Source organism: Pontibacter virosus, assembly GCF_003096355.1.
Classification (GTDB): Bacteria; Bacteroidota; Bacteroidia; order Cytophagales; family Hymenobacteraceae; genus Pontibacter; species Pontibacter virosus.
In genome coordinates this window covers 220,180-242,981 of the sequence record NZ_QEKI01000004.1, presented here as the reverse complement: position 1 = coordinate 242,981, position 22,802 = coordinate 220,180, and the positions used below count along the sequence as shown (strand labels likewise).

Below are 22,802 nucleotides of genomic sequence, written 5' to 3'. Positions count from 1 at the left end.
GAGGGGTGGTTGTTGTTGAGGTTATGCGTGCAGCTGGGTTTCGCCTTGCCGGCGTGGCTGGTCTACAGTGCGAACTCACGATGCCGCAAGTTTTGCGTTAGCGCAAGTGTGTTTTCATATGATGTGCAGGTTGCAACTGGCGTAGCGGCGGCTTTTGTATGTATGGCAAACAGTGTTGTTCTATAGCTTGCCCTGGCCGGGCGGGCCCTACTTTTTTCCTTGATGAAAAAAGTAGGCAAAAAAATCAAGACGATTTAAAACTCGCTGACCGCTCAAACACAAAATCGTCAAGGGTGCACCTGGCTAGAGCTATTTGCTTTGTAGGTTCAGTGCAAGTTAGTCTTGCTATACCTGCCAGTGGTATATAATAGTAACTACAGGATTTATACCTTTGGATTGGTAGTTACAGATTCCCCGCCTTGGATAAGGAGGGGTTAGGGGTGGTTGGACCCTGTACTACAAAGGAACGGCTGTAACTACAGGGGTATACCTATATATTGGTAGTGGCTAATTCCCTTCTCGGGAGGGGCAGGTTAAATTAATAGGAGCCTAAGCAGCAGAAGCAACAATGCTATACCTGTGAGGCGGACTCAGCCGAAAAGTCCCCCTTGGAAGTGGTCGGGGGGATGACAATCGTGCTTGAAAATCCTGGGAATCTTTTAATCATGAAAATCCTGATTCAGACAGATTAAACATACACACAATTTGAGCAGGTCCCGACCTGTTCAAACAGGTATACCCATCACTCTTTTTTAACTTTCTAACTCCTCAACTCCTAAACTCCCAAACTTAAACTACTTCCTGTTATCCTCCCCATGCATCATGCTCAGGTAGCTTTCATATCTGGTTAGGGCGATTTCGTTGTGGCGGACGGCCTCTACTATCGCGCAGCCGGGTTCGTTGAAGTGGGTGCAGTTGTTGAAGCGGCACTGATTAAGGCGCTCGCGCATTTCGGGGAAGAAGTGACCGAGCTCTTGTTTGGGGATGTCGACGATGCCGAGCTCTTTGATGCCGGGTGTGTCGATAATAAAGGTTTCAGTATCGATCTCGAACATCTCAGCAAAGGTGGTAGTGTGCACGCCTTTGTCGGAGAAGCCGGAAATTTCAGAAGTTTTCAGGTCGAGATCGGGCACGATCAGGTTGATGAGCGTGGACTTTCCTACACCCGAATGACCCGAGAAGAGTGTGGTTTTACCGTGCAGCAGGTTTTTGAGTTCGTCCATACCTTCGTTGGTATGTGCTGATACGGCCATTACTTTGTAGCCAATCCGTTCATACAGGTAATTGATCTGCCGCTGGTACTCCTGCATGTCCTCGTCGTAGAGGTCGGTTTTGTTGTACACGATTACGGTAGGTATACCGTAAGCCTCAGCCGTTACCAGGAAGCGGTCGATGAAACCGAAAGACGTGCGTGGTGACACCAGCGTGGCGATCAGCAGCGCCTGGTCGAGGTTGGCTGCAATGATGTGGGCGTGCTCGGCTTTGTGTGTGGATTTGCGGATGATGTAGTTTTCGCGGACTTCGATTTTGTGAATCACGGCGGTGTCTTCGCCGGTGGTTTCCACGTCGAACTCCACACGGTCGCCGACGGCCAGCGGATTGCTCACCTTCATGCCCTTAAGCTTGAACTTGCCACGCAGACGCGCCCGGTGCAGCTTGCCCTCCACATCACGCACCAGATACCATGACCCCGTCGATTTTACTACAACTCCTTTCATTCGTTTTATTTCAACAATTGGCGCACGTCAGCCATGATCTTGGCCGTGGCACCCGCCTGTTCGTGTACGTAAGTTTTTTCTTTGTCGGTTATACCTTGGCGCAGTCCTGGCGTGGTATGCACCCGCTCAAACGCCTGGAGCAGCTCCTCCGTATTGTTTATCGGGAAGGCACAGCCCAAGTCCACCAGATCTTTCGCTTCCTGAAACTTGTCGAACTTCGGCCCGAAGAACAGCGGCAAACCGAATACGGCCGCCTCCAGCGTGTTGTGCAGTCCCTTGCCGAAAGCCCCGCCGATGTAGGCGTAGGTGCCGAAGCTGTAAAGCGACGAAAGCATGCCGATGTTGTCAATCACCAGCACGTTATACCTGTCAGCGTCTGACTCCGTGGCCTGCGAAAAGCGCACAGCGCCCTCACCGAGCTGTTGCATGAGCTGGCTAATACCGCTCTCGTGAATCTCATGCGGCGCGATGATAAACTGTATACCTTGTCTATACTTCTGAATCAGCGGCAGCAGCACTTCGATATCCGCAGGCCAGCTACTGCCGACCATAAACACTTCCTTGCCCTGCGCAAAAGCCTCCACCACAGGTATTACCTTTACACTGGCAGCTGTCTGCAACACGCGGTCGAAGCGGGTGTCGCCCGCAATGCTGGCTTTGTCTATAGCTATACTTTGCAGGAGCTTCAGCGAAGTCTCGTTTTGGGTATAGATGTGCGTGAAGCGCTGCAGCATGCTGCGGTTGAAGCCGCCGTAGGGCTTAAAGAAGACTTGATCAGGACGGAAAATGGCAGAGATGGACAGCACAGGTACAGCCCGCTCTTGCATGGCTTGCAGGTAATAGTGCCAGAACTCGTACTTCACAAACACCGCTAGCTTGGGCTGCACGATGTCCAGAAAACGGTTGGCATTGCTTTGGCTGTCGAGCGGCAGGTAGAAGATGTAGTCGGCTCCTGCGTAGTTTTTCCGCACCTCGTAGCCCGAAGGAGAAAAGAACGTCAGCACTACCTTATACCTTGGAAACTCCTGTTTGAAAGCTTCAATAACAGGCCGCCCTTGCTCAAACTCCCCCAACGAGGCGCAATGAAACCACACCACAGGCGCTGTGTTGTCCTGTAGCTGTTGCGCCATCCGCTCAAACTGCCCCACACGCCCTTCCTGCATTAGCTTCGCCTTCTGGTGAAAAGGCGCCGCCAACGCGATAGCCGCTTGGTAAGCTTTCAGTCCAATGTCGTAGAGTAGTTTCAAGTATAATTTGGGGACTATTACATCACAGCGTATTTCTATACGCTGATTTCAAGGTGCAAATATAGGGTATTCTGAAGCGATAGTGGCAAAGGGGTTTTAGTTTATCAAAGGGTAGGGAAGGCTTGTGGGGTTGGTGGGATGTGGTATATTTGGTAGGCTGAATGAAGGATGGTATGTTCAGATGAAAGTTCTACACTATTTAAAATAAGAACTAATAAATGCCAACAATTGAAATAGTCTCGGTCGGAGCAAGCAGATTGAGCTTGAACCAGAGTAACTTTGAGTTGGCGCTTATTGAAGAAAATAAGCTTAAAAGTCATCGTGGACTCTTTTATGATTGGTTGAATGGGCAAGAAGGTGTAATTGTTCATCTCGGCAATCCAAAATTTAAAGAAGATAAAACTGGTGGGTTCTTCGCAGGAGAGTTGATTGATTGGAGCTTCGAGCCGACTACCATTGAGCTACCTAACTTTGGTAAAGTAGAAACAGGAGCTAATCAGATTTCAGGTTTTAGATTCTTGACTAACTATCAGATTGAAGTTGCGCTCATACTTGAGAAAGCAATTACCGCTTCACCTGAACTCAAAGTCTATTTTCTAACAGACATTCAGTTCGGAGCAGGCAATGGAAAGATGGAAGAATTGAACCTAAAAGAATTCTGGACAATGCACGATACAGAAGGCTTAAAATGGAATACTCTTTATAAGCTGGGAAAGTGAAAACCACGGGGATAAATTCAATTTATAGTCTGTACCTCAGCTACGCCTTTCACACAATATACACGAGTACATTGTAGAGCATTTTAAAATCCGACAGTGAAGCGAATAGTAAACTCAGCACTAAAAATCACAGGACTTCTAACAGTCATTCTCGGAGTGTTAGGAGTGCTAACTTTTAGTTACTTCTTCTTTGTTGGTATTTACCTTATTGGTATAGGACTGCTTTTATACCTTTTTGATTATCTAACGCTCAAATTTATAAGGAATAGAAGGGCTTACAGCGCAACGCAAACGATATTAACCATTGCCTATTTGGGTTTGGCCTTTGTGACCTACATGAACTGGCAGGAACACAACTACATTGTTTTTCAAAAGAACTTTAAAGGGCAGGCAGGAATTATTTTTGGGATTGAAGGGTATCCGGAACTACCCAAGACTAAATACTGGAAGAAGACCATAAAATTACCTAACGACGGAATTTTAATAACGTCAACCAAAGTAGAAGATATTCCGAGCACAATTCGCTTTGCATTTACCGACAATTCAGAAGTTGATTATCTGAATATTGACTGGGACCCGAATTTTGAAATGGACTGTATTGTTAATGACAGTAAAATAAAGAGCTGGCTTTTTTATGTCAAAGGGGAAGAGAGCACAACTGTGAAGGAAGTAATGACTTCAATGTGTAACGAAATCTCCTCAAACACAAAGAAAAGTGTTTATAAGAGTGAATATTCACCTATAGTAGCGGACAACAAAGGGAAGTATTTATGGCTTCAAAGTAAAGGCTTGAATTCCCTGCCCGACGGGCTTGGAAGCCTAAGCATTTATAAAGCCATACTAACAGGAAACGGCTTCAATGAAATTCCGGAACAAATTTTCGAAATAGGTACGCTCGAAGACTTAATAATGGCAGTAAATCCTATCAGTGAATTTCCTTGTAACCTTACACGACTAAAAAGACTTAAAAGTATCTCATTTGCAGAAACCAGAATCAAAGAGATTAGCTGCGACTTATCTCAACTTGACAGCTTAGTGCATTTTGATATTGCACGTAATGAGTTGACAACATTTCCCGACCAATTAAAAACTATCCCTAATTTGACATGGTTATCATTAAATAATAATCAGTTTACTGACTTTTCATTCATTGACAAAAGGCTTAATAAGCTGGAAATGCTTTATCTATATACCAATAAAGTTAACCGCATTTCATCGGAAACGAAGTACCTTGGAAACTTAAAAGAGCTCTTAATCTTCGATAACGAAATAGATAGCATCCCAGAAAATATTTCTGACTTAAAGAATCTAGAGAAGCTTGAAATTTGGGATAATCCAATTAAATATATTTCACCTAGGATTGCCGAGTTAACTCAGTTGAAAACTATGCGAATTGACGACGATTATCTCACGCAAGCAGATAAAGAAAATTTAAAAAGATGGCTCCCAAACTGTAGTATCAGTTACCAGACAAGGAGTGAAAAGTTAGATATTTTAGAACGATAAAATGAACTAGACTTGCTGAATGACAGGCGGAAACCTCAAAAAAGATAAGCTGACAGTAGCCATACTTATTCAGATAACTCTCAGAAATGCTCATGCCGAGTTTGACAAACCATACCCTATACCATGCCCCTCACCATCCGCCCCATACAACCCTCCGACAACGAGCCACTGGCAACCCTAATCCGAAAGGTTTTCCGGGAGTTTAAGATCGACAAGCCCGGCACGGTGTATACCGACCCGACCACCGATGCTTTGTACGAGCTGTTTCGGCAGCCTGCCAGTGCCTACTTTGTGGCCGAAGAAGATGGCACCATTATAGGAGGCTGCGGCGTATACCCAACCGAAGGCCTCCCCACTGGCTGCGCAGAACTGGTGAAGTTTTACCTTGCCGCCGAAGCCAGAGGGAAGGGAATTGGCAACCAACTGATGCAGCAAAGTATAGCGGCGGCCCGGGAGTTGGGCTATACACAGCTATACCTGGAGTCGTTCCCCGAACTGGCCAAAGCCGTATCGATGTATGAGAAAGCAGGCTTCAGACCCATACCACATGCGATGGGCAATTCAGGTCACTACGCCTGCAACATCTGGATGCTGAAAGACCTATGACCGTAGAGGAAGCCTATAATAGTTGGGCCGCACAGTACGACACCAACAAGAACAGAACCCGCGACCTGGAAGCCGTGGCCTTGCGCACGACGCTGGCCGGTATACCTTTCGAGACCTGCCTGGAAATAGGTTGTGGCACCGGTAAAAACACAGAATGGCTGGTGCGCAGGGCGATGCACGTCACAGCAGTGGACTTATCTGCGGCCATGCTGGGACGTGCCCGAAAGAAAGTAAACTCGAACAAAGTAGCCTTCCAGCAAGCCGATATTACCAAACCCTGGAACTTCGCCACACAGGTATACGACCTCGTTACCTTCAGCCTGGTATTGGAGCACATCTCACAGTTAGATTTTATTTTTGAACAGACGGCAGCAGCCCTGAAACCCGGGGGATACGTTTACATCGGCGAATTGCACCCTTTCAAGCAATACACAGGCACCAAAGCCCGCTTCGAAACGGACGAAGGACGGCAGGAAGTCGAATGCTATACCCACCACATATCCGAATTTGTGCAGGCGGCCAAATCCCACGGCTTGAAACTGGTCGATCTGAACGAGTTTTTCGACGACCACGACAGAGCAAGTATACCCCGGATTTTGACTTTGCTTTTGCAGAAGGTATAGCCTTGCCCTGTCCTATTGCTCTTCTGAAAAAGTGAATGCTGCGAATTATGTACTACCTCAGGGATTGGGTCGTTTCGTTATAGCAAATTCTCCCCTTGAGGGCAAAGGCACGTCATTCTAGGCAAATAGGCTCAAAATCCACTGTCATTCTGTAAGAAACTTGGTCGGAGGGAGGTTAAGCCTATACTACTTGCGACCAAGATTCTTACAGAATGACAAAGAAGTTAGAAAAAACGACCCTGCCCTTAATAGAGGTTTTGGGTTGCGTATACCTAGTAAGTCATCCCATACCTGTTCTCTTCCTGCTTTCATCAGCCCAATCCACTTGTTTTCCGTAAACTCCATACCTGCTTCGGCAGGTATAAACGCACTTTCGCATGACGGAAAATAAGCAAGACGAAATAAAAGTAGTGGTGTTCGACCTGAACGGCACTTTCTATACCAAAAGCTCCAAAGAGGAGTTCTTCAAGTTTATCAGCAAGAAGAAACCTCATAAACTGGGTTATTACTTCCAGATGCTCTACTACAAGGCGCTCCTCAAAATGAACCAGATCCGGATGACCGAGTTTAAGGAAAACTTCTTCAACTACCTCGACAACATTCCGCCTGAGCAGGTAGAAAAATATGCCCGCGAGTTCTGGAAAGAGGAGTTTCCCGGGGAGTTTAACAAGGAGGTCAAGGCCAAGTTGGACAGGTATAGGCAGGAGGGGGTGCAGGTGATCTGCGCCACAGGAGCGCTGGAGGTATACGTAAAGCCACTTTTCGAGCTATACCCGATCGATGCCGCTTTCGGGACGGCGACCAGGTACAACGGCGAAACTTACATCGTGGAAGGAAAGGCCTGCAAAGACGAAGAAAAGATAAAGCGCCTCGACAAGCATTTCAAAGGCAAGCCCTACAAGATCGTGGAAGCTTTTTCAGACGCAAAAGAAGACATACTAGACCACGCTGAAAAGGCCTGGCTGGTAAAAGATGACGGGGAGTTGGTTCCCTATACCGCATCCTAAAAGATATTTTTTGCGGGGTATACCTGGCGATTATACTATATTTGAAGGTATAAGATCAGTTCAGGCATGGGATGCCCCACTAGCAAAAGATGAAGATACTATTGGTCATTGGTTTGGGTAGTTTTATTGGCGGCATAGCACGCTATCTGCTCACGCTCTTCATCCAGACACGGGCTATTGTTGTTTTTCCCTTTGGCACCCTTGCTGTAAATGTGATCGGTTGTTTTCTGATGGGGCTTGTCTTCGCGCTGATTGCAAAACACGATATGGCTGCCTCCTGGCGTCCTTTCCTGGCAACAGGTATACTGGGTGGGTTCACCACTTTCTCCGCTTTCTCACTCGAGTCGGTTTACATGCTGCAGACAGAGCAGTACGGGCAGGCAGTTTTGTATATTTTAGCCAGCGTACTGCTGGGGCTGCTAGCTACCTTTGCCGGTATGTGGCTGGTGAAACTGGCCTAAGCCTTAGCTCAGGAATCCCTCCATACTTCTGAAAACCGACACCATTGCATGGCCTTTCTCTGACAAGGTATACTCTATGTGCAGTGGCTTCTCCTGCACCACGGTCTTGACAAGTATATCCGCCTCTTCCAATTCCTTGAGTGCCGTTGCCACCGACTGCTTGTTGGAGCCTGGCAGTTGGCGCAGCAAACCATTAAACCGCACCGGTCCGTCCAAGGCCAGCCTGAAAATCTGTGGCTTCCATTTTCCGGATAACTGCTTTAGTATGCCCTCGGCAGGGCAGCTTGCCTCATCCTGTGGTAAATTGTTGGTAGTCATGTTTTTTTGACTAATTGACTCTCCGAAGGTTTAGTCCGACCTTTGTAAAAGTAACTCAGAAAAGCCTACTGGCTAACAGGCTGATTTTTATAAAGTTCAACGCTAAAATAGAAGATCATGGATACAAAACCAACGATGCATTGCGATATTGAGACCGGTATTTGCGAAATTCCGGGAACACAGGCAAGCACAGAAGATACCAACATTGCTGCAGCCCAAAAACCAATCAAGCTGCTGTACTTTACTGACCCAATCTGCTCCTCTTGCTGGGGCATCGATCCGCAACTAAAGAAACTGGCGCTGGATTACGGCCCATACTTTGAGGTGGAGTACCGCATGGGCGGCCTGCTACCAAGCTGGGAAGCCTACGGCGGCCGCGATGTAAATGGCCCTGCCAGCGTGGCCCAGCACTGGGAAGAAGCCGGTGCGCATTACGAAATGCCCATCGATGGCGACTTGTGGCTCGAAGACCCGCTGCCATCTTCTTATCCACCTTCCATCGCCTTTAAGGCGGCCCAACTGCAGAGCGAAGAGAAAGCCGTGAAGTTCTTGAGAAGAATAAAGGAGATGATCTTCCTGGAGAAGAAAAACATTGCCCGCTGGGATAACCTGGCACTGGCCGCCGAACAAACTGGTCTGGATGTGGTACAACTTAAAGCTGATTTTGAGGGTAAGGCCGCCGGGTTGTTTCAGCAGGACCTGGCGCTGGCACGTCAGCTGGGCGTGCGGGGCTTCCCAACCATCTTTGTGACCGATGGGAACGATAACCGAATCCTGGTATATGGCTCCCGTCCTTACGCGCAGTACGAGCAGGCGCTGCTCCAGCTGCACCCAGAGGCTACTAAGCAGGAGTATGACACAACCTATACCTCGATGTTCGGCAAGTATAGCACGCTAACCACCAAAGAGTTTGCGGTGTTGTCCGGAATGAAGACCAGTCAGGCAGAAGCCCACTTGCAGGAGCTAAACACGGAGGGAAAGATCGGAAAGTATGCTTCCAAGAATGGTGCGCTCTGGAGCGGATTCTAAGCTGATAACCAATTAAAAACAAAAAGCCCCGGCAATGGCCGGGGCTTTTCTTTGTTCAAGCTTCGTAAAGCTTAGTGCTTTGCAAGGTAGTTAGATACACCTTCTTTTGTAGCGCTCATCGCTTCTTTGCCTTCAGACCAGTTGGCTGGGCAAACTTCGCCTTTCTGCTCGAAATACTGCAGGGCATCCACCATACGCAGCGCCTCGTCGATAGAACGGCCAAGCGGAAGATCGTTTACAACCTGGTGACGAACCACGCCTTCTTTGTCGATCAGGAACAAACCGCGGTAAGCAACCGGCTCACCTACAAAGATCGCCTCGCCTTCTTCGTTGTAGTCGTAGTGACCAGCCAGCACGTCGAAGTTCTGAGCGATCGTCTTAGCTGCGTCAGCTACAAGCGGATACTCAACGCCTTCGATACCGCCTTGGTTGCGTTGAGTGTTCAACCATGCAAAGTGAGAAAAATGCGTGTCGGTAGAGCAACCAACTACGGCAACATTCTTACGATCGAACTCTTCCATTCTGTCCTGGAACGCGATAATCTCGGTTGGGCAAACGAAAGTGAAGTCCATTGGGTAAAAATAGAATACCACGTGCTTCTTGCCGATGTACTGGTCAAGAGAGAAGTCTTCTACGAATTCGCCGTTCACTACTGCTGTAGCTTTGAAAGAAGGAGCTTTTTTACCTACTAATACTGCCATTTTGTTTTGTTTTTATTGGGTTTTGAAATAATCTATTTGGAAACTCTTGTAATGCTTATCTTTTTGTCGGGCTCCACCTTACAGCCTGTCAGCTGTATCGAAAAGCCCTTGATTTCGAAGTTCTCTACCTGGCGCTCACTGAAAAACTTGATCAGCAGCTGCTCCAACTCTTTATCCTCGAAGTCAACAATTTCCTTGGTCTTGCTGCAGTAGATGTGGCTGTGCGTCATCGTATTCGAATCATACCGCTTGCTGCCTCCCTCTGACACGACCCGCCGCAGCATACCTGTTTCGGTAAAGGTGTCCAGCGTTTTGTAAACCGTTCCGAGCGAAATCGTCGGGTTGGCCGGTCGTAGCCGCTGGAAAATATCCTCCGCCGTAGGGTGCGACCCATGCAGCTCTGCCACCGCTTCGAGCACCACAATGCGCTGATGCGTCGCCTTCAGGCCACACTCAGTTAAGCTTTGTCGTATTTCGTCTCGGGTCAGGTGTTGCATACTCAGATAAGAATGATTCTTAACTAGGAATAGTTCCGTAAAGGTATGGCTTCTTCTTAAGAATAAAAAGTCGAACTATAAAAGTTGTTCGTGAATGGGGAACTTTGGGTGGGAAAAAAGTTGGAAAGTAGGGAGGGTATATAGTTGGTGCCGGAACAGGTATAAAGCAATATGTCATTTCGAACAGAGTGAGAAATCTGGTTTTCTAGTACCAGTTCAGATTTCTCACTCTGTTCGAAATGACATCAAAGTAAATTTTATTATTTGTTATTCTACCGTCCCTTAAACTCCGGCTTCCGCTTTTCCACGAAGGCATTCATCCCTTCGGTTTGGTCTTCGGAGGCGAAGCAGAGGTAGAAGTTCTTGCGCTCGAAATGCAGGCCTTCGTCGAGGTTGGTTTCGAAAGAGCGGTTAACGGATTCTTTGGCTAGCTTGGCGGCTACCGGAGACATCTGGGCTACTTCTCCTGCCAGTTTAAAGGCCTCTTCCAGGTATAGCTCCACCGGCACCACACGGTTGATGAGACCATGTTTTTCAGCTTCGTCAGCACTCATGAATTTGCCGGTTAGTACCATCTCCATGGCTTTGGCTTTTCCGATGGCTTTGGTCAGGCGCTGCGTGCCGCCTGCACCTGGCATTACCCCGATTTTAATCTCAGGCTGGCCAAACTGCGCCGTTTCAGAAGCCACGATCATGTCGCAGGTCATGGCCAGTTCGCAGCCACCGCCCAGCGCAAAACCCGACACAGCCGCGATAATAGGCTTTTTGGTTTTGCGTATCTGGTCCCAGGTAGAGAACTGATCGATGTTGAGCATGTCGATGGCCGTCTTGCCCGCCATCTGCTTAATGTCGGCCCCAGCGGCGAAAGCGCGCTCGTTACCCGTAATGATGATGGCACGCACCTCGTCGTTGTCGTCCAGCTCTTTCAAGGCGTCGCGCATTTCACCCATCAGCTGCAGATTCAGGGCATTAAGTTCTTTGGGGCGGTTGAGTTGGATCAGGGCCACGTGCGGACGGGCCTGTGGCGTAACCAGTATAAATTCCATAGTTCAGTCGTGTTTGTTTCGGACTAAGTTACGGCTTTTGCAGGAATTGGGAAAAGGGCAGGAGGGAGGTCACCGGCACACCACCTGAAAGGTCGTTCTGGTCCGCTGCTCCAGCAGCACTTCTTTGCCTTTGGTAATCTCCTGTATACTTTCGTTGTCGTAGTTCTTGATCGTGAAAAGCTGCAGCCCGGTGTTGTAGTGGATCGTGAACTGGTCCTTTAAAGTATCCAGCAACTTCTGAAGGCGCTGCTCATTATAATCCGTGCAGATCGAAAAAGAGATGGCGGAGTTCTGCATCAGGTTGATCTTGAGCCGCAGTTCGGACAGGGCATTGAAGATCGTGCCCAGGTTTTTTTCGCTGATAAAAGTAAAGTCCTTGGCGCTGAACGATATAAGGCACTGGTTGTCTTTCACAATATAGGCCGGACTCAGCTTTTCGAAGCGGCAGTCGCAGATCTTGGTACCTTCCGCCGTCGGATCCAGAAAGGACTTCACATAGAGTGGAATCGACTTGTTGGCCAGTGGTTTGATGGTTTTGGGGTGGATGACCGAGGCACCATAGTAGGCCATTTCCACTGTCTCCTGGTAATCGAGCATGTGGTAGCGCACGGTATGGGCAAAGCGCTTCGGGTCGGCGTTTAGCAGACCGGCTACGTCCTTCCAGATGTAGAGTCCTTCGGCATCGAGGCAATAGGCAAAGATGGCGGCGCTGAAGTCGGAGCCCTCGCGGCCTAGTGTGGTGGTGAGGCCGTTGTTGGTGCCGCCCAGGAAGCCCTGCGTCACAATAAGTTGCTGAGCCAGTATGTCGGGCAAATCGCGCTTGATTACCCGTTCTGTCCAGGCCCAGTCCACGCGGGCTTCCCGCCAGGTGTTGTCGGTCTGTATATATTTTCGGCTGTCCACCCAGGCATTGGCTATACCTTGTTCCTGCAAAAAATAATGTACTATAACAGAAGATAATAGCTCCCCAAAGCTCACGACCTGGTCATAGCCTTTGTCGTAATTTGTAACTGGCTGGCTTTTAAATCCCTGCAATACTTGCTGCAATTGTGCGAACTGATGTTCGAGGCGTTCGTATATAGGGTGTTCTCTGTTCGGGAAAAGCTCATGCACAATAGCTAAATGGTACTGACGATTCTGATTCAGGGCGTCACTGAAATCATGACCCGCGGATGCCAGGTCGTATACCTGCTCCAGGGCATTGGTCGTTTTGCCCATGGCAGACACCACAAGTAGCAGTTCTTTTTCGCCGCCCTGTGCGGATACGACCTGAGCCAGGTTTTGCAATGCACTGGCGTCTTTAACCGAGGCGCCGCCAAACTTAAATACTTTCATCAATTGAGACTATTGCTGCGTAAATGTAAGTATCCTTCGGTTATGTTTCAAAATATCATATTTTTGTAGCTATATATTTAAATTTCACCATAATGAATGACAAACTAGCGCTTCCTGTCGGTACCACGCTTGACAGGTTTATCATGAGAAAGCAGGAGGACTTCCCTTTTGCGACCGGAGAACTATCGCAGTTGCTGCGCGACATAGCCCTGGCAGCCAAGATCGTGAACCGCGAAATTAACCGTGCCGGCCTGATCGATGTGACCGGCGCTTACGGTCAGCAGAACGTGCAGGGAGAAGAACAACAAAAACTCGACGTGATCGCCAACATTCGCTTCATACGCGCCCTTCGTAACGGAGGCGAGGTGTGTGCCATCATCTCAGAAGAGGAAGACGAAATCATTCAGACAGGCAACCTCAAAGGCAAGTACATCGTGGCCATCGACCCGCTGGACGGCTCTTCTAACATCGACGTGAACGTTTCGATTGGTACCATCTTCTCGATCTACCGCCGCGTTTCCGAAGCGGGTTCAGAGGGAACTATGGAAGACTGCATGCAGAAGGGTACGGCCCAGATCGCAGCCGGCTATGTGGTATATGGCTCTTCCACTATGCTGGTATACACCACAGGCCATGGTGTGAATGGTTTTACATATGAGCCATCGCTAGGTGAATTCTTCCTTTCTCACCCTAACATGTGCATGCCAAAAACAGGCACTATCTACTCCTGCAACGAGGGCGGTTATAATAGCTTCCCGGAGGGCATCAAAAATTACCTGAGCTACTGCAAAGAGAACGGTTACTCGGGTCGTTACATCGGCTCGCTGGTGTCTGACTTCCACCGCAACCTGATCAAGGGCGGGGTATACATTTACCCGGCCACAGCCAAGGCGCCTAACGGTAAGTTGCGTTTATTGTACGAGTGCAACTCACTGGCTTATATTGCAGAGCAGGCGGGTGGCAAGGCTTCTAACGGCAAAGGCCGCATCATGGAGGTAGAGCCAACAGAATTGCACCAGCGCTCACCACTCATCATCGGATCTTCCGAAATGGTGAACAAAGTAGAGGAGTTTTTAAAAGCTGAAATAAAAAAAACAGAAGCAGTTACAGCTAACTAGTTCTGACTATACCGGAAGCGGATCTGCGCTTTTAGCAACTCGCGCTCCACAATTAAACGGGCTATGTTTTCGGCCACCTCTTCTTCGGAGGCTGCCAGCATAGCCCGTTTTACATTGCGCTCATCCACATCAATGCGGTATAGAATATTGAGCAACTGGTTGAGGTTGTGGCGGAGCAGGTATAGTACCATATGGGCTACTTCCTGTATCAGGTCGCTTTCCTGGGTAGGCAACTGGTGCTCTGATTCGAAAACCCGCTGTAACTGGTGCGCGGCGCTCGCAATTAGCGCAGGAGAGTACGTCATGGCTGTAAGCGTAAGGTATAGCGATAAAAAAAGCCCTCCTGTCCGGAGGGCTTTTCTATGGTGCAGGTTCTTATTTCTTGGCTTTCTTTGCCTTTGATTCGGCCTTTTCTTCTTTGCCTTCCGCTGCTTTCTCTTCTGAGGCAGTTTCTTCGACTGCTGTAAAGCCAACATGCTTGTTCACGATGCTGTACCAGGTGGCAAGTTTGCGCATGTCAGATACATACACGCGGTCCTCGTCATAATCGGGCAGCACGTCAGACATAAAGCTTTTCAGTTCCTCGTCAGAAGGCTTCTCACCGAAAGGCAACTCACCATTGTATTTCTGGTGGATGCGATCCATCACCTCGGCCAGCGGAACAGTTGCTTCCTCGTCGTTGGTGTAGATCGAGATCTCGTCCAGCAGCGACATGCGGTGACGCGCCTGGGCTACCATGCGGGTAGGCTTGTCAGAAAGGCTCTCCACAATTACGCCATTGCGTGTAGGCTTTACGATGCGGAAAAGTCCGCTCATGCCGGCAATGGCTGAAACTTGTCTTAAATCAATAGGCATAATCAGGTATAAAAACTTTGGTTATAGTTTGAACATTATGGGCACGCTGGCTAACATGCCAAAACCAGGCCCGGGTGCTTTGAATTTCAACATTTTGGCAATTCGAAGAGCCTCCTCTCCCGTGCCTGCGCCCGCGTTTTTCAGCACTTTGAAGCCTGAGGTGGAGCCGTCTTCATTCAAAGTAAAGCTGATAATGCATTCGCCCTGCACACGGTTTTTGCGTGCCAGTGCCGGATACTGTATCTGCTTGTCGATGAACTTGTACATCGCCTCCTGGCCGCCTGCATAGTGCTCCGTCACAGGTATAGACTTTGACGGTACCCAGACTTCTTTCTCCTTTGCCGTATCGGCTGATTGCGCAGCGGCGGCAAAGGTCATAAAGGCAAATAAAAGAAACAAAATTGAGATTTTACTTTTCATAAGGGTAAACAATTTAAGTTTAAGTTGGTGCACACCTGGTCAACCTTCTTCCTAAACCGCAAACCCTGTGCCGGTTAGAACTGCACTTGTGCGTTTACCTCCTCTATAAATTGAAGGATTTCATCGCGGCCCGTTCTTTTTTCTGCAGAGGTCTTGAACATGCGGGGAAGCTCATCCCAGGTTTCCTGCATCTTACGGGCGTAAGCGGCTATGGTTGAGTCAGTCTTAGTGGCCGACTGCTTGTCAGCTTTGGTGAACACAATCACAAAAGGAACGCCGAGCTCGCCCAGATGTTGCATAAAGTCGAGATCGACCTGCATAGGCTCGTGGCGAGAATCTATTAGTACGAACACGCAGGTCAGGTTTTCGCGTTTCTGCATGTAGTAGTTGATCATCTTGCGCCACTGCTCCCGTGACTCCTTGCTCACTTTGGCATATCCATAGCCCGGCAAGTCGACAAGGTACCACTGGTCGTTGATCAGGAAATGGTTGATGAGCTGGGTTTTGCCCGGTGACTGGGATGTTTTTGCAAGCCCTTTTTGCCCGGTGAGCATATTGATGAGCGAGGATTTTCCCACATTGGATCGGCCAATGAAGGCATACTCCGGTTTGTTGGGTTCCGGGCATAAGTCAACCCGGGTATTACTTATTAAGAATTTTGCTTCTTTGATAACCATGCTGTCGCTAGCTTAAGCCACAGGCCGGTGGATGTCCTGCTGATGTGGCAATTTTAATGTACGGTGCGCGTTGTGCCTGAGATGGAAGGCAGGTAGCTGATTTGTCAAAATTACTACTATTTTAATTAACATGTTCTGATTAAGCCCTAGGCCAGGTGAGTCAGGTATACAGGGCATCTGTTTAGCAGCATCCAAAAAACGTTTTATTAAATAATCCAGAAACCTATATAGTTTATATGTATATTTTAATATATTTGCTCTCTGATCTTAACTTGTGTTATGACGACAGTATATAAAAATAGAGATTAGTGTATCTATTATGTCGTTAGTAGCGTAAGGGGGATGTTGTTGGATGTGGGGAGGAATGAAAATAACACGATTAGGATGAAGGTAGTAAGGCACTGCTAAACCAGATCAGCTAAGCGAGTGAGCCTTTTTCAATTCTTTAGGAAAAGATTAACACATATATCCATACAAACAATAAGTATAACAAACCCTTTACAGCATGAATAATTTAGCCAAATTATTTTCACGGCTTTCATTAGCACTGGCGGTTACCTGTGTGAGTGTCTACACGGTAGACGCGCAGAGTAACAGAAAGCTGGTACGGACTGGAAACAAATTTTTTGACCGTGAAAACTACCGCGCTGCCTTGCCTTACTATGAGCAAGTGCTGGCCAATGACCCAAACAATGCTGAAGCCCTCTACTTTGCGGGTATCAGCTACATGACTTTCGACAAGGAGAAAGCGGCAGAGTACATCAACAAAGCACAGTCTGTTAAGCCTAATGTAGATCGTGATATTGAATACTGGCTCGGCCGTATCAACCACATCAACTACCGTTTCGACGATGCCATTAAGCACTACCAGGCTTACATTCCAAACATTCGTAAGCGTGACGACTGGCGCCGCGAAGAGGTAGCCATGCTGATTCAGCAGAGCCGCAACGCGCAGAAGGAAGTGGCTAACCCGAAGGATATCTTCGTGAAAAACCTGGGTGGTGTGGTAAACACAGAGTACTCAGAGCACAGCCCGGTAATCTCTTCTGACGATAACTACCTGCTGTTTACCTCGCGCAGTGCCGGTAACAACCAGAGTGGTGCCAAGGCTTCAGACGGCGAGTATTTCGAAGATATCTACGAAACACGCCGTATCCAGGGTGACGAGTGGGAGCAACCACGCTCTATCGCTGGTAACCTGAAGAGCTCAGGCCACGATGCTTCTATCCAGCTGTTCGACAACGACACCAAGATGCTCCTTTACCGCTCTGTAAACAACGGTGACATCATGTACGCTGAGCGTCAGGCTGACGGTTCGTGGGGTGATGCCAAGAGCATCGGTTCTAACATCAACACTGCTGATTTCGAGTCTGATGCCTTTATCACACCGGACAACCAGCGCCTTTACTTCTCGACCAGCCACTACTCTGAAGATGGTGACCTGGATATCTACGTATCGCAGCGTCAGCGCAACGGCGAGTGGGGCAAGCCACGCAGCGTAGGTGCCGCTATCAACACGAAGTTCGATGACGACAGCCCTTATATGGCTGCTGACGGCTCGCTGTACTTCGCTTCACGCGGTCACAACACCATGGGTGGTTACGACATCTTTGTAGCCAAATATGACTCAGTGGCTAAGCGTTTCGCCCGTCCTGAAAACCTGGGTTACCCGGTTAACACACCAGACGACGACACCTACTACCGCCTGAGCCCGGACGGAAGCTATGCTTACCTGTCTTCTTACCGCATCGGTGGCTACGGTGAAAAGGATATCTATACCATCAACTACATCCGTGCAGCTCGTGTGACTGGCCGTGTGTACGCTACGAACGACAGCCTGGCTATACCTGGCCTGGAGCTGGTTTTCAACGGACAGCAGGCTGACAAGCGTCCGATCTCTTACCGTGACGTGACCAAGCAGGAAGACGGTCTGTATGACCTGCGTATCCTTTCTGGCCGTACGTACCAGGTTGAGATCACAAAAGACGGTCAAGTGCTGACGACAGAATCATTCGAAATGCCAATGGTGCTGAACGACACGACTACCGTTGAGCAAAACTTCTACATCGACTTCGGTGACTCTACACGTGTAAGCCCTGGTGCTCCTGCACTGGCCGGTAAAGACGCGATTGCTACGATGGAGTTCAAAAACATCTACTACGATACCGACAAGTACGATCTGCGTGCCGAGTCAATTCGCGAGCTGGATGCTGTGGCAGCTTTCATGAAAGCTAACCCGAACGTGAACGTAAGCATCGAAGGTCACACCGACTCACGCGCCAGCGAACAGTACAACATGACACTTGGCGAGAACCGTGCTAATGCTGCCTTCGATTATCTGGTACAGCAGGGTATCTCTGCACGCAGACTCGTGACAGTAAGCTACGGTGAGCGTCGTCCGGTTGCTACTAACAACTCTGCTTCTAACATGCAGTTGAACAGAAGAACTGAGTTTAAGATCATTCAGCGTCAGGACACACAGCAGGAAGTTCCTGTAAACTAAGTTGCCTGATCACATTGTATAAATAAAAACAGGCTGGGCATTCGCTCAGCCTGTTTTTTTATAATAATGGAACACAAACTGTGCATAATAGTTACAGGTACAGTATTTTTGTTCTTTTATTACATAAGCATAACCCATGGCGGTAGTACCCTACAAAGACCAGAATAACGACAAGAAATCGCAGGTTGCTCAGATGTTTGACAACATTGCGGGCAAATACGATTTCCTGAATCACTTCCTGAGTGCCGGCATTGACATCATCTGGCGTAAGAAGGCGGTGAGCCTGCTCAAAGCCGAAAATCCGAAACAGATGCTGGACATTGCCACTGGTACAGCCGACTTCGCGATTGAAGCACTGAGCCTCAACCCTGATAAGATCACGGGCGTTGACATTTCGGAAGGCATGCTGGCCGTGGGGCGTGAAAAGCTGAAGCGCAAGGGACTGACCCAAAAGATCGAGCTAAAGTACGGTGACTCCGAGAACCTGCCGTTCGAAGACAATAGCTTTGATGCGATCACGGTGGCTTTTGGGGTGCGTAACTTTGAAAACCTAAAGCAGGGCCTGTTGGAGATGCGACGCGTGCTCAAGCCGGGTGGTACAGTTGTGGTACTGGAGTTTTCTAAACCGCAGAGCTTCCCCATGAAGCAGCTGTATCAATTTTATTTTAAGAATATACTACCGATGGTAGGTAAATTCGTTTCTAAGGACCGTGCCGCCTATACCTACCTGCCCGAGTCGGTGCAGGCCTTCCCGGACGGCAAGGAATTTCTTAACATCTTTGAAGAAGTTGGCTTTAAACAAACAAAATGGCATTCACTCACATTTGGAATCAGCTCCATCTACACTGGCAAAAAATAAGCTTTGCGTTATTGTTCTTGATTTTCCTGGCGGGTGCTACGCAGGTACAGGCCCAGAACCAGAAAGTGAAAGGCGAGAATAAGCCTGGCTACGACGAAAAGCGCATTCACTATGGCTTTTACCTGGGCATGTCCTATTCTAAGTACTACATTGAGCACTCGCAGGCTTACGCCGATCAGGCAGGCGGTGGCACACAGGTGAACACGATGAACAGCCTGGGCTTTTACCCTGGCCTTGTGCTGAATGTGCGTCTGCTTGAATACCTGGATGCCCGCTTCGTACCCGGCGTGGGCTTTTACGGGCGCAGCATCGATTTTGAAAGTGGTAGTGTACCTGAAGGGGAAGGCGGAAGCTTTGATAACACCACCTTTGCCTCACCGGTAATCGAATTGCCCGTGCTGCTCAAGTATAGAGCGAAGCGCCGCGGCAACTTCAGGATGTACATGGTAGGCGGTGTAAAGGCAAGTCGTGTGCTGGGCAATACCAAGCATACACAGAACCGCGACCTGCTGCGTATAAATCGCAATGATCTGGCAATAGAGTATGGCGTGGGTCTGGATATTTTCTACCCGTACTTTAAGTTTGCGCCTGAGTTGCGCTTCTCTCACGGACTTATGAATCAGAAGGCGGACGGCGGAGAGTACAGTCCATTGATCGACAGAATGACTACCCGTAACTTATCGCTAATTTTCCACTTCGAATAGTATGGCACGCATTGCACTTGTAACAGGAGCTACATCAGGTATAGGTCGCGCTACGGCGTTTGCTTTGGCTAAAGCGGGCTATCACATCGTAGCCACGGGCCGCAGGGCTGAGCGCCTGCAGGATCTGCAACAGCAGATCACAGAGGTGCCGGTGCACACGCTAGCTTTTGATGTGCGCGACCGCGAGGCGGTGGCTGATGCCATCAACAGCCTGCCCGATGACTGGAAAGGTATAGACGTGCTGGTGAACAACGCCGGCAATGCCCATGGCCTGGCGCCTGTGCAAAGCGGCAACCTAAACGACTGGGACGCTATGCTTGACATCAATGTGAAGGGCTTGCTTTATGTAACACATGCAGTGCTTCCGCTTATGCTTGCCCGTAAGCACGGCCACATCATCAACATCGGTTCTATAGCCGGCAAGGAGGTGTACGCCAACGGCAACGTGTACTGTGCCTCTAAGTTTGCAGTGGATGCCCTCTCCAGGGGTATGCGCATTGACTTGGTGCAGGAAGGCATAAAAGTGTCGGAGGTGAACCCAGGCTTGGTAGAGACGGAGTTTTCAGAAGTTCGCTTTAAAGGTGACAAGGAACGTGCCGCTGGCGTATACCAGGGCTACGAACCGCTGCGTGCAGAAGATATCGCTGATCTGATCACCTTTATGGTAACGCGTCCTGCCCATGTCAACATCGCCGAAGTAATGATTCTGCCAACCGCGCAGGCATCATCCACCGTGCTGAATAAACAGCTGTAGCCAACTCACGCTGACAACCCACCCTTAAGCTGGCCGTACTTAAGGGGGAATGTCCGTAATAATTGCGGGCTTGACGTGATCTATAAAATCAAAGATATGGCTACGAACAAGAATAATTCAGAAGAGAATAAGAATAGACAGAAACCAGATAGTAACGCGAACTCGCAGCCGATGCCGGATGAGTATTCGAACGAGGCGAACCATAAGGGAGCTACAGACCTGGGTACGGATGGCACAAAGGCTACGGCCAGCCAGCAGCAGGGCCAGGGTGCCTGGGCAGCCAAAGACCAGGATAACCGCACTGGCAGCCGAAACAGCGGAGGTGGCGGCGGACAAGGAGCTAAGAACAAAACAGGTGAGCAAGACTAACCTGTGACATAAAAAAGAGGGAGCCGGCTATTAAAGTCAGCTCCCTCTTTTTTATGTCAGACAAGTGGTTTATCAATCCAGATAATAGCGCAGCAGCCAGCCTTCGGCATCATACTGATTCGCATTTGGGTTTTGCTGGGTCTTTTGTCGGGTGCCCTTACTCAGGTCGTAGAAGTTTCGGTACTCGGTGTCTTCTATCCGGATGCGTCGGGCCATGGGTTTGGGTCCTTTTACGGTATAGCCGTCCTCGCCCGCACCGCCCCATATTCTGATCTTGATCTTTGACTTGCCTTGTCCCTTTACTATAAATTCGTCATCGCCGTTGAGGCCGTACAAGTGTATCTCTTTTGTATCGGCAGCCTGAAAAACCCGGTCAAAGAGCTGTCTCTTATCTTCCCCGTCTTTATTGATCTTGTATGCCTGTACCCGTACCTCATTGGCGGACAGGACTTCAACTTCAAACCTTTCGTGTTTGTCAGACCCTGTAACGATCGCCTCCCGCATCAACTCCTTGTAGTACTTCCGGATAGACTTGCCTAGTTTGTTGCGGCGGGACTTCAGCTTGGACATGATGGGTGTAGCCGTGAGCTTGTAAATATTATCGGGCATTTGTCGGAATGACTGCTCAATTACCTCATCTGTCAATTCACTGCTCACGCTGTCAGCCACTTCCACCCAGTCCTGGTAGGTGAGGCCGGCGAGTATCGTTTCGTCCAGGTTGCGGCCACTTCTGTTCAGGTCATCTAGGTTCGATAAGTTGTCGCTATAAGTCCGAAAGTGTTTCTTAAGGCCCGTGCGCATAAAGATCCAGGGTATGATCGCATCGTTGAGCTTGTAGAACACATTGTCGCGGTCGCGGGGCACGGCCTGGTATACCTTTACGCCGTCCTGCTTATACTGCGCCCAGCGCCAGTTGCCCTCATGCCGGCTCCAGTCGCCGATCAGCATGTCAAAGAGGCGGGCACGCAGGTAGTAGCGGGCGTCCAGGTGGCTGTCGTTGTCGAAGAAGCGGTCTTTGAGCATGGCCCGGGTGCTTTTGATATTCTCAGAGTTTCCCATACCTGGTTCGTCAGACAAGTTATCGTTTGGTCTGATCTCAAGCAGCGCAACCATGCCGCCAAAGTTTTCCAGATACTCGCCTAAGCGTGGGTCGTGGGGTATATAGACCAGTTCAGGTTTGGTGTGATGGATGCCGATGGCCTCGGCCATAGGAGGCAGCACCAGGGCTGCATAAGGGTGTGTAGCAGAGGTCGCATCACGAATGATGTTGGCGGCATAGCTTTGCTGCCATTTTTTTGGCAGTGCCGTGGCAGGATCTTTATCAACCGAGCGCAACACATATTCTTTTCCGTCAGAAGCCTCCAGGCGCAGGTTCATGGTCTGCCGACTGCCACCTTGCTGTGTAGGCTTGAGGCCTCCTTTTGCTGTGCCAAGGTCCAGCACTTTGAATTCGACCGGCGTAGTCCAGGCGGGGCGGTAATGCTTGCCATAGAAGAAGGTGTGCAGCCAACCGCGACCGTAGTGCTCCCCTACAGCCACCGTGATGGTGCTATCGTTGGAGGCAGGTATGGCAGTGGGTGACCCTGCAGGAGGAGGTACCTGCTGCAGACTGTGTGTGTATTTGTTGCCGATGCAGCCTGCTGAAAGCAGACCCAGCAAACAGGCAAGGGTAGTGGTGAGGTGTCGGTTGAGGCGCATGTTAGGGTGGTAGGGGTGCATGGTAGGTGGTG

At 49.2% G+C, this 22,802-nt stretch carries 25 protein-coding genes; 13 read left to right on the top strand and 12 right to left on the bottom strand.

Features of this window, described 5'->3' with window-relative positions; genetic code table 11:
• Positions 1 to 794: 794 nt before the first annotated feature.
• Together rsgA and C8E01_RS08165 are read right to left on the bottom strand one after the other, a co-directional pair.
• On the bottom strand, positions 795 to 1,718 hold the full coding sequence (rsgA, locus tag C8E01_RS08170) for a ribosome small subunit-dependent GTPase A (RefSeq protein WP_116542874.1): 924 nt from the start codon (positions 1,716 to 1,718) through the stop codon (positions 795 to 797).
• A gap of 5 nt (positions 1,719 to 1,723) precedes the next feature.
• Positions 1,724 to 2,965 carry a 3-deoxy-D-manno-octulosonic acid transferase gene (locus C8E01_RS08165; RefSeq protein WP_116542873.1) on the bottom strand — a complete coding sequence of 414 codons (1,242 nt, stop codon included), beginning with the start codon at positions 2,963 to 2,965 and terminating at the stop codon, positions 1,724 to 1,726.
• Positions 2,966 to 3,183: 218 nt separating this feature from the next.
• Here C8E01_RS08165 and C8E01_RS08160 point away from each other — a divergent pair, with 218 nt between their 5' ends.
• The 6 genes from C8E01_RS08160 to crcB all read left to right on the top strand — a co-directional run bounded on the left by C8E01_RS08160 (position 3,184) and on the right by crcB (position 7,887).
• The gene (locus tag C8E01_RS08160) at positions 3,184 to 3,684 is read left to right on the top strand and encodes a hypothetical protein (RefSeq protein ID WP_116542872.1); all 501 of its coding nucleotides are present in this window, start codon (positions 3,184 to 3,186) and stop codon (positions 3,682 to 3,684) included.
• Between the two features lie 96 nt (positions 3,685 to 3,780).
• Positions 3,781 to 5,190, top strand: a complete 1,410-nt coding sequence (locus tag C8E01_RS08155) for a leucine-rich repeat domain-containing protein (protein ID WP_116542871.1) — start codon at positions 3,781 to 3,783, stop codon at positions 5,188 to 5,190.
• Positions 5,191 to 5,313: 123 nt separating this feature from the next.
• A complete protein-coding gene (locus C8E01_RS08150) occupies positions 5,314 to 5,796 on the top strand; it encodes a GNAT family N-acetyltransferase (protein WP_116542870.1) in 483 nt (160 codons plus the stop codon).
• Positions 5,793 to 6,419 (top strand): class I SAM-dependent methyltransferase, encoded by a 627-nt coding sequence (locus C8E01_RS08145; RefSeq protein ID WP_116542869.1) that lies wholly within the window; start codon positions 5,793 to 5,795, stop codon positions 6,417 to 6,419. The genes C8E01_RS08150 and C8E01_RS08145 overlap by 4 nt, the downstream gene beginning before the upstream one ends.
• Positions 6,420 to 6,796: 377 nt before the next feature.
• Entirely contained in the window at positions 6,797 to 7,426 is a 630-nt protein-coding gene (locus C8E01_RS08140) for a haloacid dehalogenase-like hydrolase (RefSeq protein ID WP_116542868.1), read from the top strand.
• Between the two features lie 89 nt (positions 7,427 to 7,515).
• On the top strand, positions 7,516 to 7,887 hold the full coding sequence (crcB, locus tag C8E01_RS08135) for a fluoride efflux transporter CrcB (protein WP_116542867.1): 372 nt from the start codon (positions 7,516 to 7,518) through the stop codon (positions 7,885 to 7,887).
• Positions 7,888 to 7,890: 3 nt separating this feature from the next.
• Here the strand turns inward: crcB and C8E01_RS08130 are convergent, their stop codons facing one another.
• Complete coding sequence (locus C8E01_RS08130; protein ID WP_116542866.1) at positions 7,891 to 8,205, bottom strand: winged helix-turn-helix transcriptional regulator; 315 nt, start codon at positions 8,203 to 8,205, stop codon at positions 7,891 to 7,893.
• A gap of 117 nt (positions 8,206 to 8,322) precedes the next feature.
• Between C8E01_RS08130 and C8E01_RS08125 the strand changes: the two genes are divergently transcribed.
• Positions 8,323 to 9,234, top strand: coding sequence for a ClpXP adapter SpxH family protein (locus C8E01_RS08125; RefSeq protein WP_116542865.1), 912 nt, complete (start codon positions 8,323 to 8,325; stop codon positions 9,232 to 9,234).
• Positions 9,235 to 9,305: 71 nt separating this feature from the next.
• Here C8E01_RS08125 and C8E01_RS08120 read toward each other — a convergent pair whose 3' ends face one another.
• The 4 genes from C8E01_RS08120 to C8E01_RS08105 form a co-directional block, all read right to left on the bottom strand.
• The gene (locus C8E01_RS08120) at positions 9,306 to 9,935 is read right to left on the bottom strand and encodes a peroxiredoxin (protein ID WP_116542864.1); all 630 of its coding nucleotides are present in this window, start codon (positions 9,933 to 9,935) and stop codon (positions 9,306 to 9,308) included.
• A 32-nt stretch (positions 9,936 to 9,967) separates the two neighbouring features.
• Entirely contained in the window at positions 9,968 to 10,432 is a 465-nt protein-coding gene (locus C8E01_RS08115) for a Fur family transcriptional regulator (RefSeq protein WP_116542863.1), read from the bottom strand.
• A 272-nt stretch (positions 10,433 to 10,704) separates the two neighbouring features.
• Entirely contained in the window at positions 10,705 to 11,478 is a 774-nt protein-coding gene (locus C8E01_RS08110; protein ID WP_116542862.1) for an enoyl-CoA hydratase-related protein, read from the bottom strand.
• A gap of 69 nt (positions 11,479 to 11,547) precedes the next feature.
• A complete protein-coding gene (locus tag C8E01_RS08105; protein ID WP_116542861.1) occupies positions 11,548 to 12,813 on the bottom strand; it encodes an aspartate kinase in 1,266 nt (421 codons plus the stop codon).
• 92 nt (positions 12,814 to 12,905) lie between these two features.
• On the opposite strand from C8E01_RS08105, the gene fbp reads away from it, so the two are divergent.
• Positions 12,906 to 13,931, top strand: a complete 1,026-nt coding sequence (gene fbp, locus C8E01_RS08100) for a class 1 fructose-bisphosphatase (RefSeq protein WP_116542860.1) — start codon at positions 12,906 to 12,908, stop codon at positions 13,929 to 13,931.
• Here fbp and C8E01_RS08095 read toward each other — a convergent pair.
• From C8E01_RS08095 to yihA, 4 genes are all read right to left on the bottom strand, one after another.
• Entirely contained in the window at positions 13,928 to 14,236 is a 309-nt protein-coding gene (locus C8E01_RS08095; RefSeq protein WP_116542859.1) for a hypothetical protein, read from the bottom strand. The genes fbp and C8E01_RS08095 overlap by 4 nt on opposite strands.
• A 70-nt stretch (positions 14,237 to 14,306) precedes the next feature.
• On the bottom strand, positions 14,307 to 14,786 hold the full coding sequence (locus tag C8E01_RS08090) for a DUF5606 family protein (RefSeq protein ID WP_116542858.1): 480 nt from the start codon (positions 14,784 to 14,786) through the stop codon (positions 14,307 to 14,309).
• A 21-nt stretch (positions 14,787 to 14,807) separates the two neighbouring features.
• The gene (locus C8E01_RS08085; RefSeq protein WP_116542857.1) at positions 14,808 to 15,206 is read right to left on the bottom strand and encodes an energy transducer TonB; all 399 of its coding nucleotides are present in this window, start codon (positions 15,204 to 15,206) and stop codon (positions 14,808 to 14,810) included.
• 74 nt (positions 15,207 to 15,280) lie between these two features.
• Complete coding sequence (gene yihA / locus C8E01_RS08080) at positions 15,281 to 15,883, bottom strand: ribosome biogenesis GTP-binding protein YihA/YsxC (RefSeq protein ID WP_116542856.1); 603 nt, start codon at positions 15,881 to 15,883, stop codon at positions 15,281 to 15,283.
• A gap of 505 nt (positions 15,884 to 16,388) precedes the next feature.
• Between yihA and C8E01_RS08075 the strand changes: the two genes are divergently transcribed.
• The 5 genes from C8E01_RS08075 to C8E01_RS08055 all read left to right on the top strand — a co-directional run bounded on the left by C8E01_RS08075 (position 16,389) and on the right by C8E01_RS08055 (position 21,072).
• Positions 16,389 to 18,386 carry an OmpA family protein gene (locus C8E01_RS08075; protein ID WP_116542855.1) on the top strand — a complete coding sequence of 666 codons (1,998 nt, stop codon included), beginning with the start codon at positions 16,389 to 16,391 and terminating at the stop codon, positions 18,384 to 18,386.
• 136 nt (positions 18,387 to 18,522) lie between these two features.
• The gene (gene ubiE, locus C8E01_RS08070; RefSeq protein WP_116542854.1) at positions 18,523 to 19,245 is read left to right on the top strand and encodes a bifunctional demethylmenaquinone methyltransferase/2-methoxy-6-polyprenyl-1,4-benzoquinol methylase UbiE; all 723 of its coding nucleotides are present in this window, start codon (positions 18,523 to 18,525) and stop codon (positions 19,243 to 19,245) included.
• Positions 19,246 to 19,256: 11 nt separating this feature from the next.
• The gene (gene porT / locus C8E01_RS08065; RefSeq protein WP_243409478.1) at positions 19,257 to 19,949 is read left to right on the top strand and encodes a type IX secretion/gliding motility protein PorT/SprT; all 693 of its coding nucleotides are present in this window, start codon (positions 19,257 to 19,259) and stop codon (positions 19,947 to 19,949) included.
• 1 nt (position 19,950) lies between these two features.
• Positions 19,951 to 20,703, top strand: a complete 753-nt coding sequence (locus C8E01_RS08060) for an SDR family NAD(P)-dependent oxidoreductase (protein ID WP_116542852.1) — start codon at positions 19,951 to 19,953, stop codon at positions 20,701 to 20,703.
• A 96-nt stretch (positions 20,704 to 20,799) separates the two neighbouring features.
• Positions 20,800 to 21,072 carry a hypothetical protein gene (locus C8E01_RS08055; protein ID WP_116542851.1) on the top strand — a complete coding sequence of 91 codons (273 nt, stop codon included), beginning with the start codon at positions 20,800 to 20,802 and terminating at the stop codon, positions 21,070 to 21,072.
• Between the two features lie 72 nt (positions 21,073 to 21,144).
• On the opposite strand, the gene C8E01_RS08050 is transcribed toward C8E01_RS08055, so the two are convergent.
• Positions 21,145 to 22,791, bottom strand: a complete 1,647-nt coding sequence (locus C8E01_RS08050) for a hypothetical protein (RefSeq protein WP_116542850.1) — start codon at positions 22,789 to 22,791, stop codon at positions 21,145 to 21,147.
• Between the last annotated feature and the right edge of the window lie 11 nt (positions 22,792 to 22,802).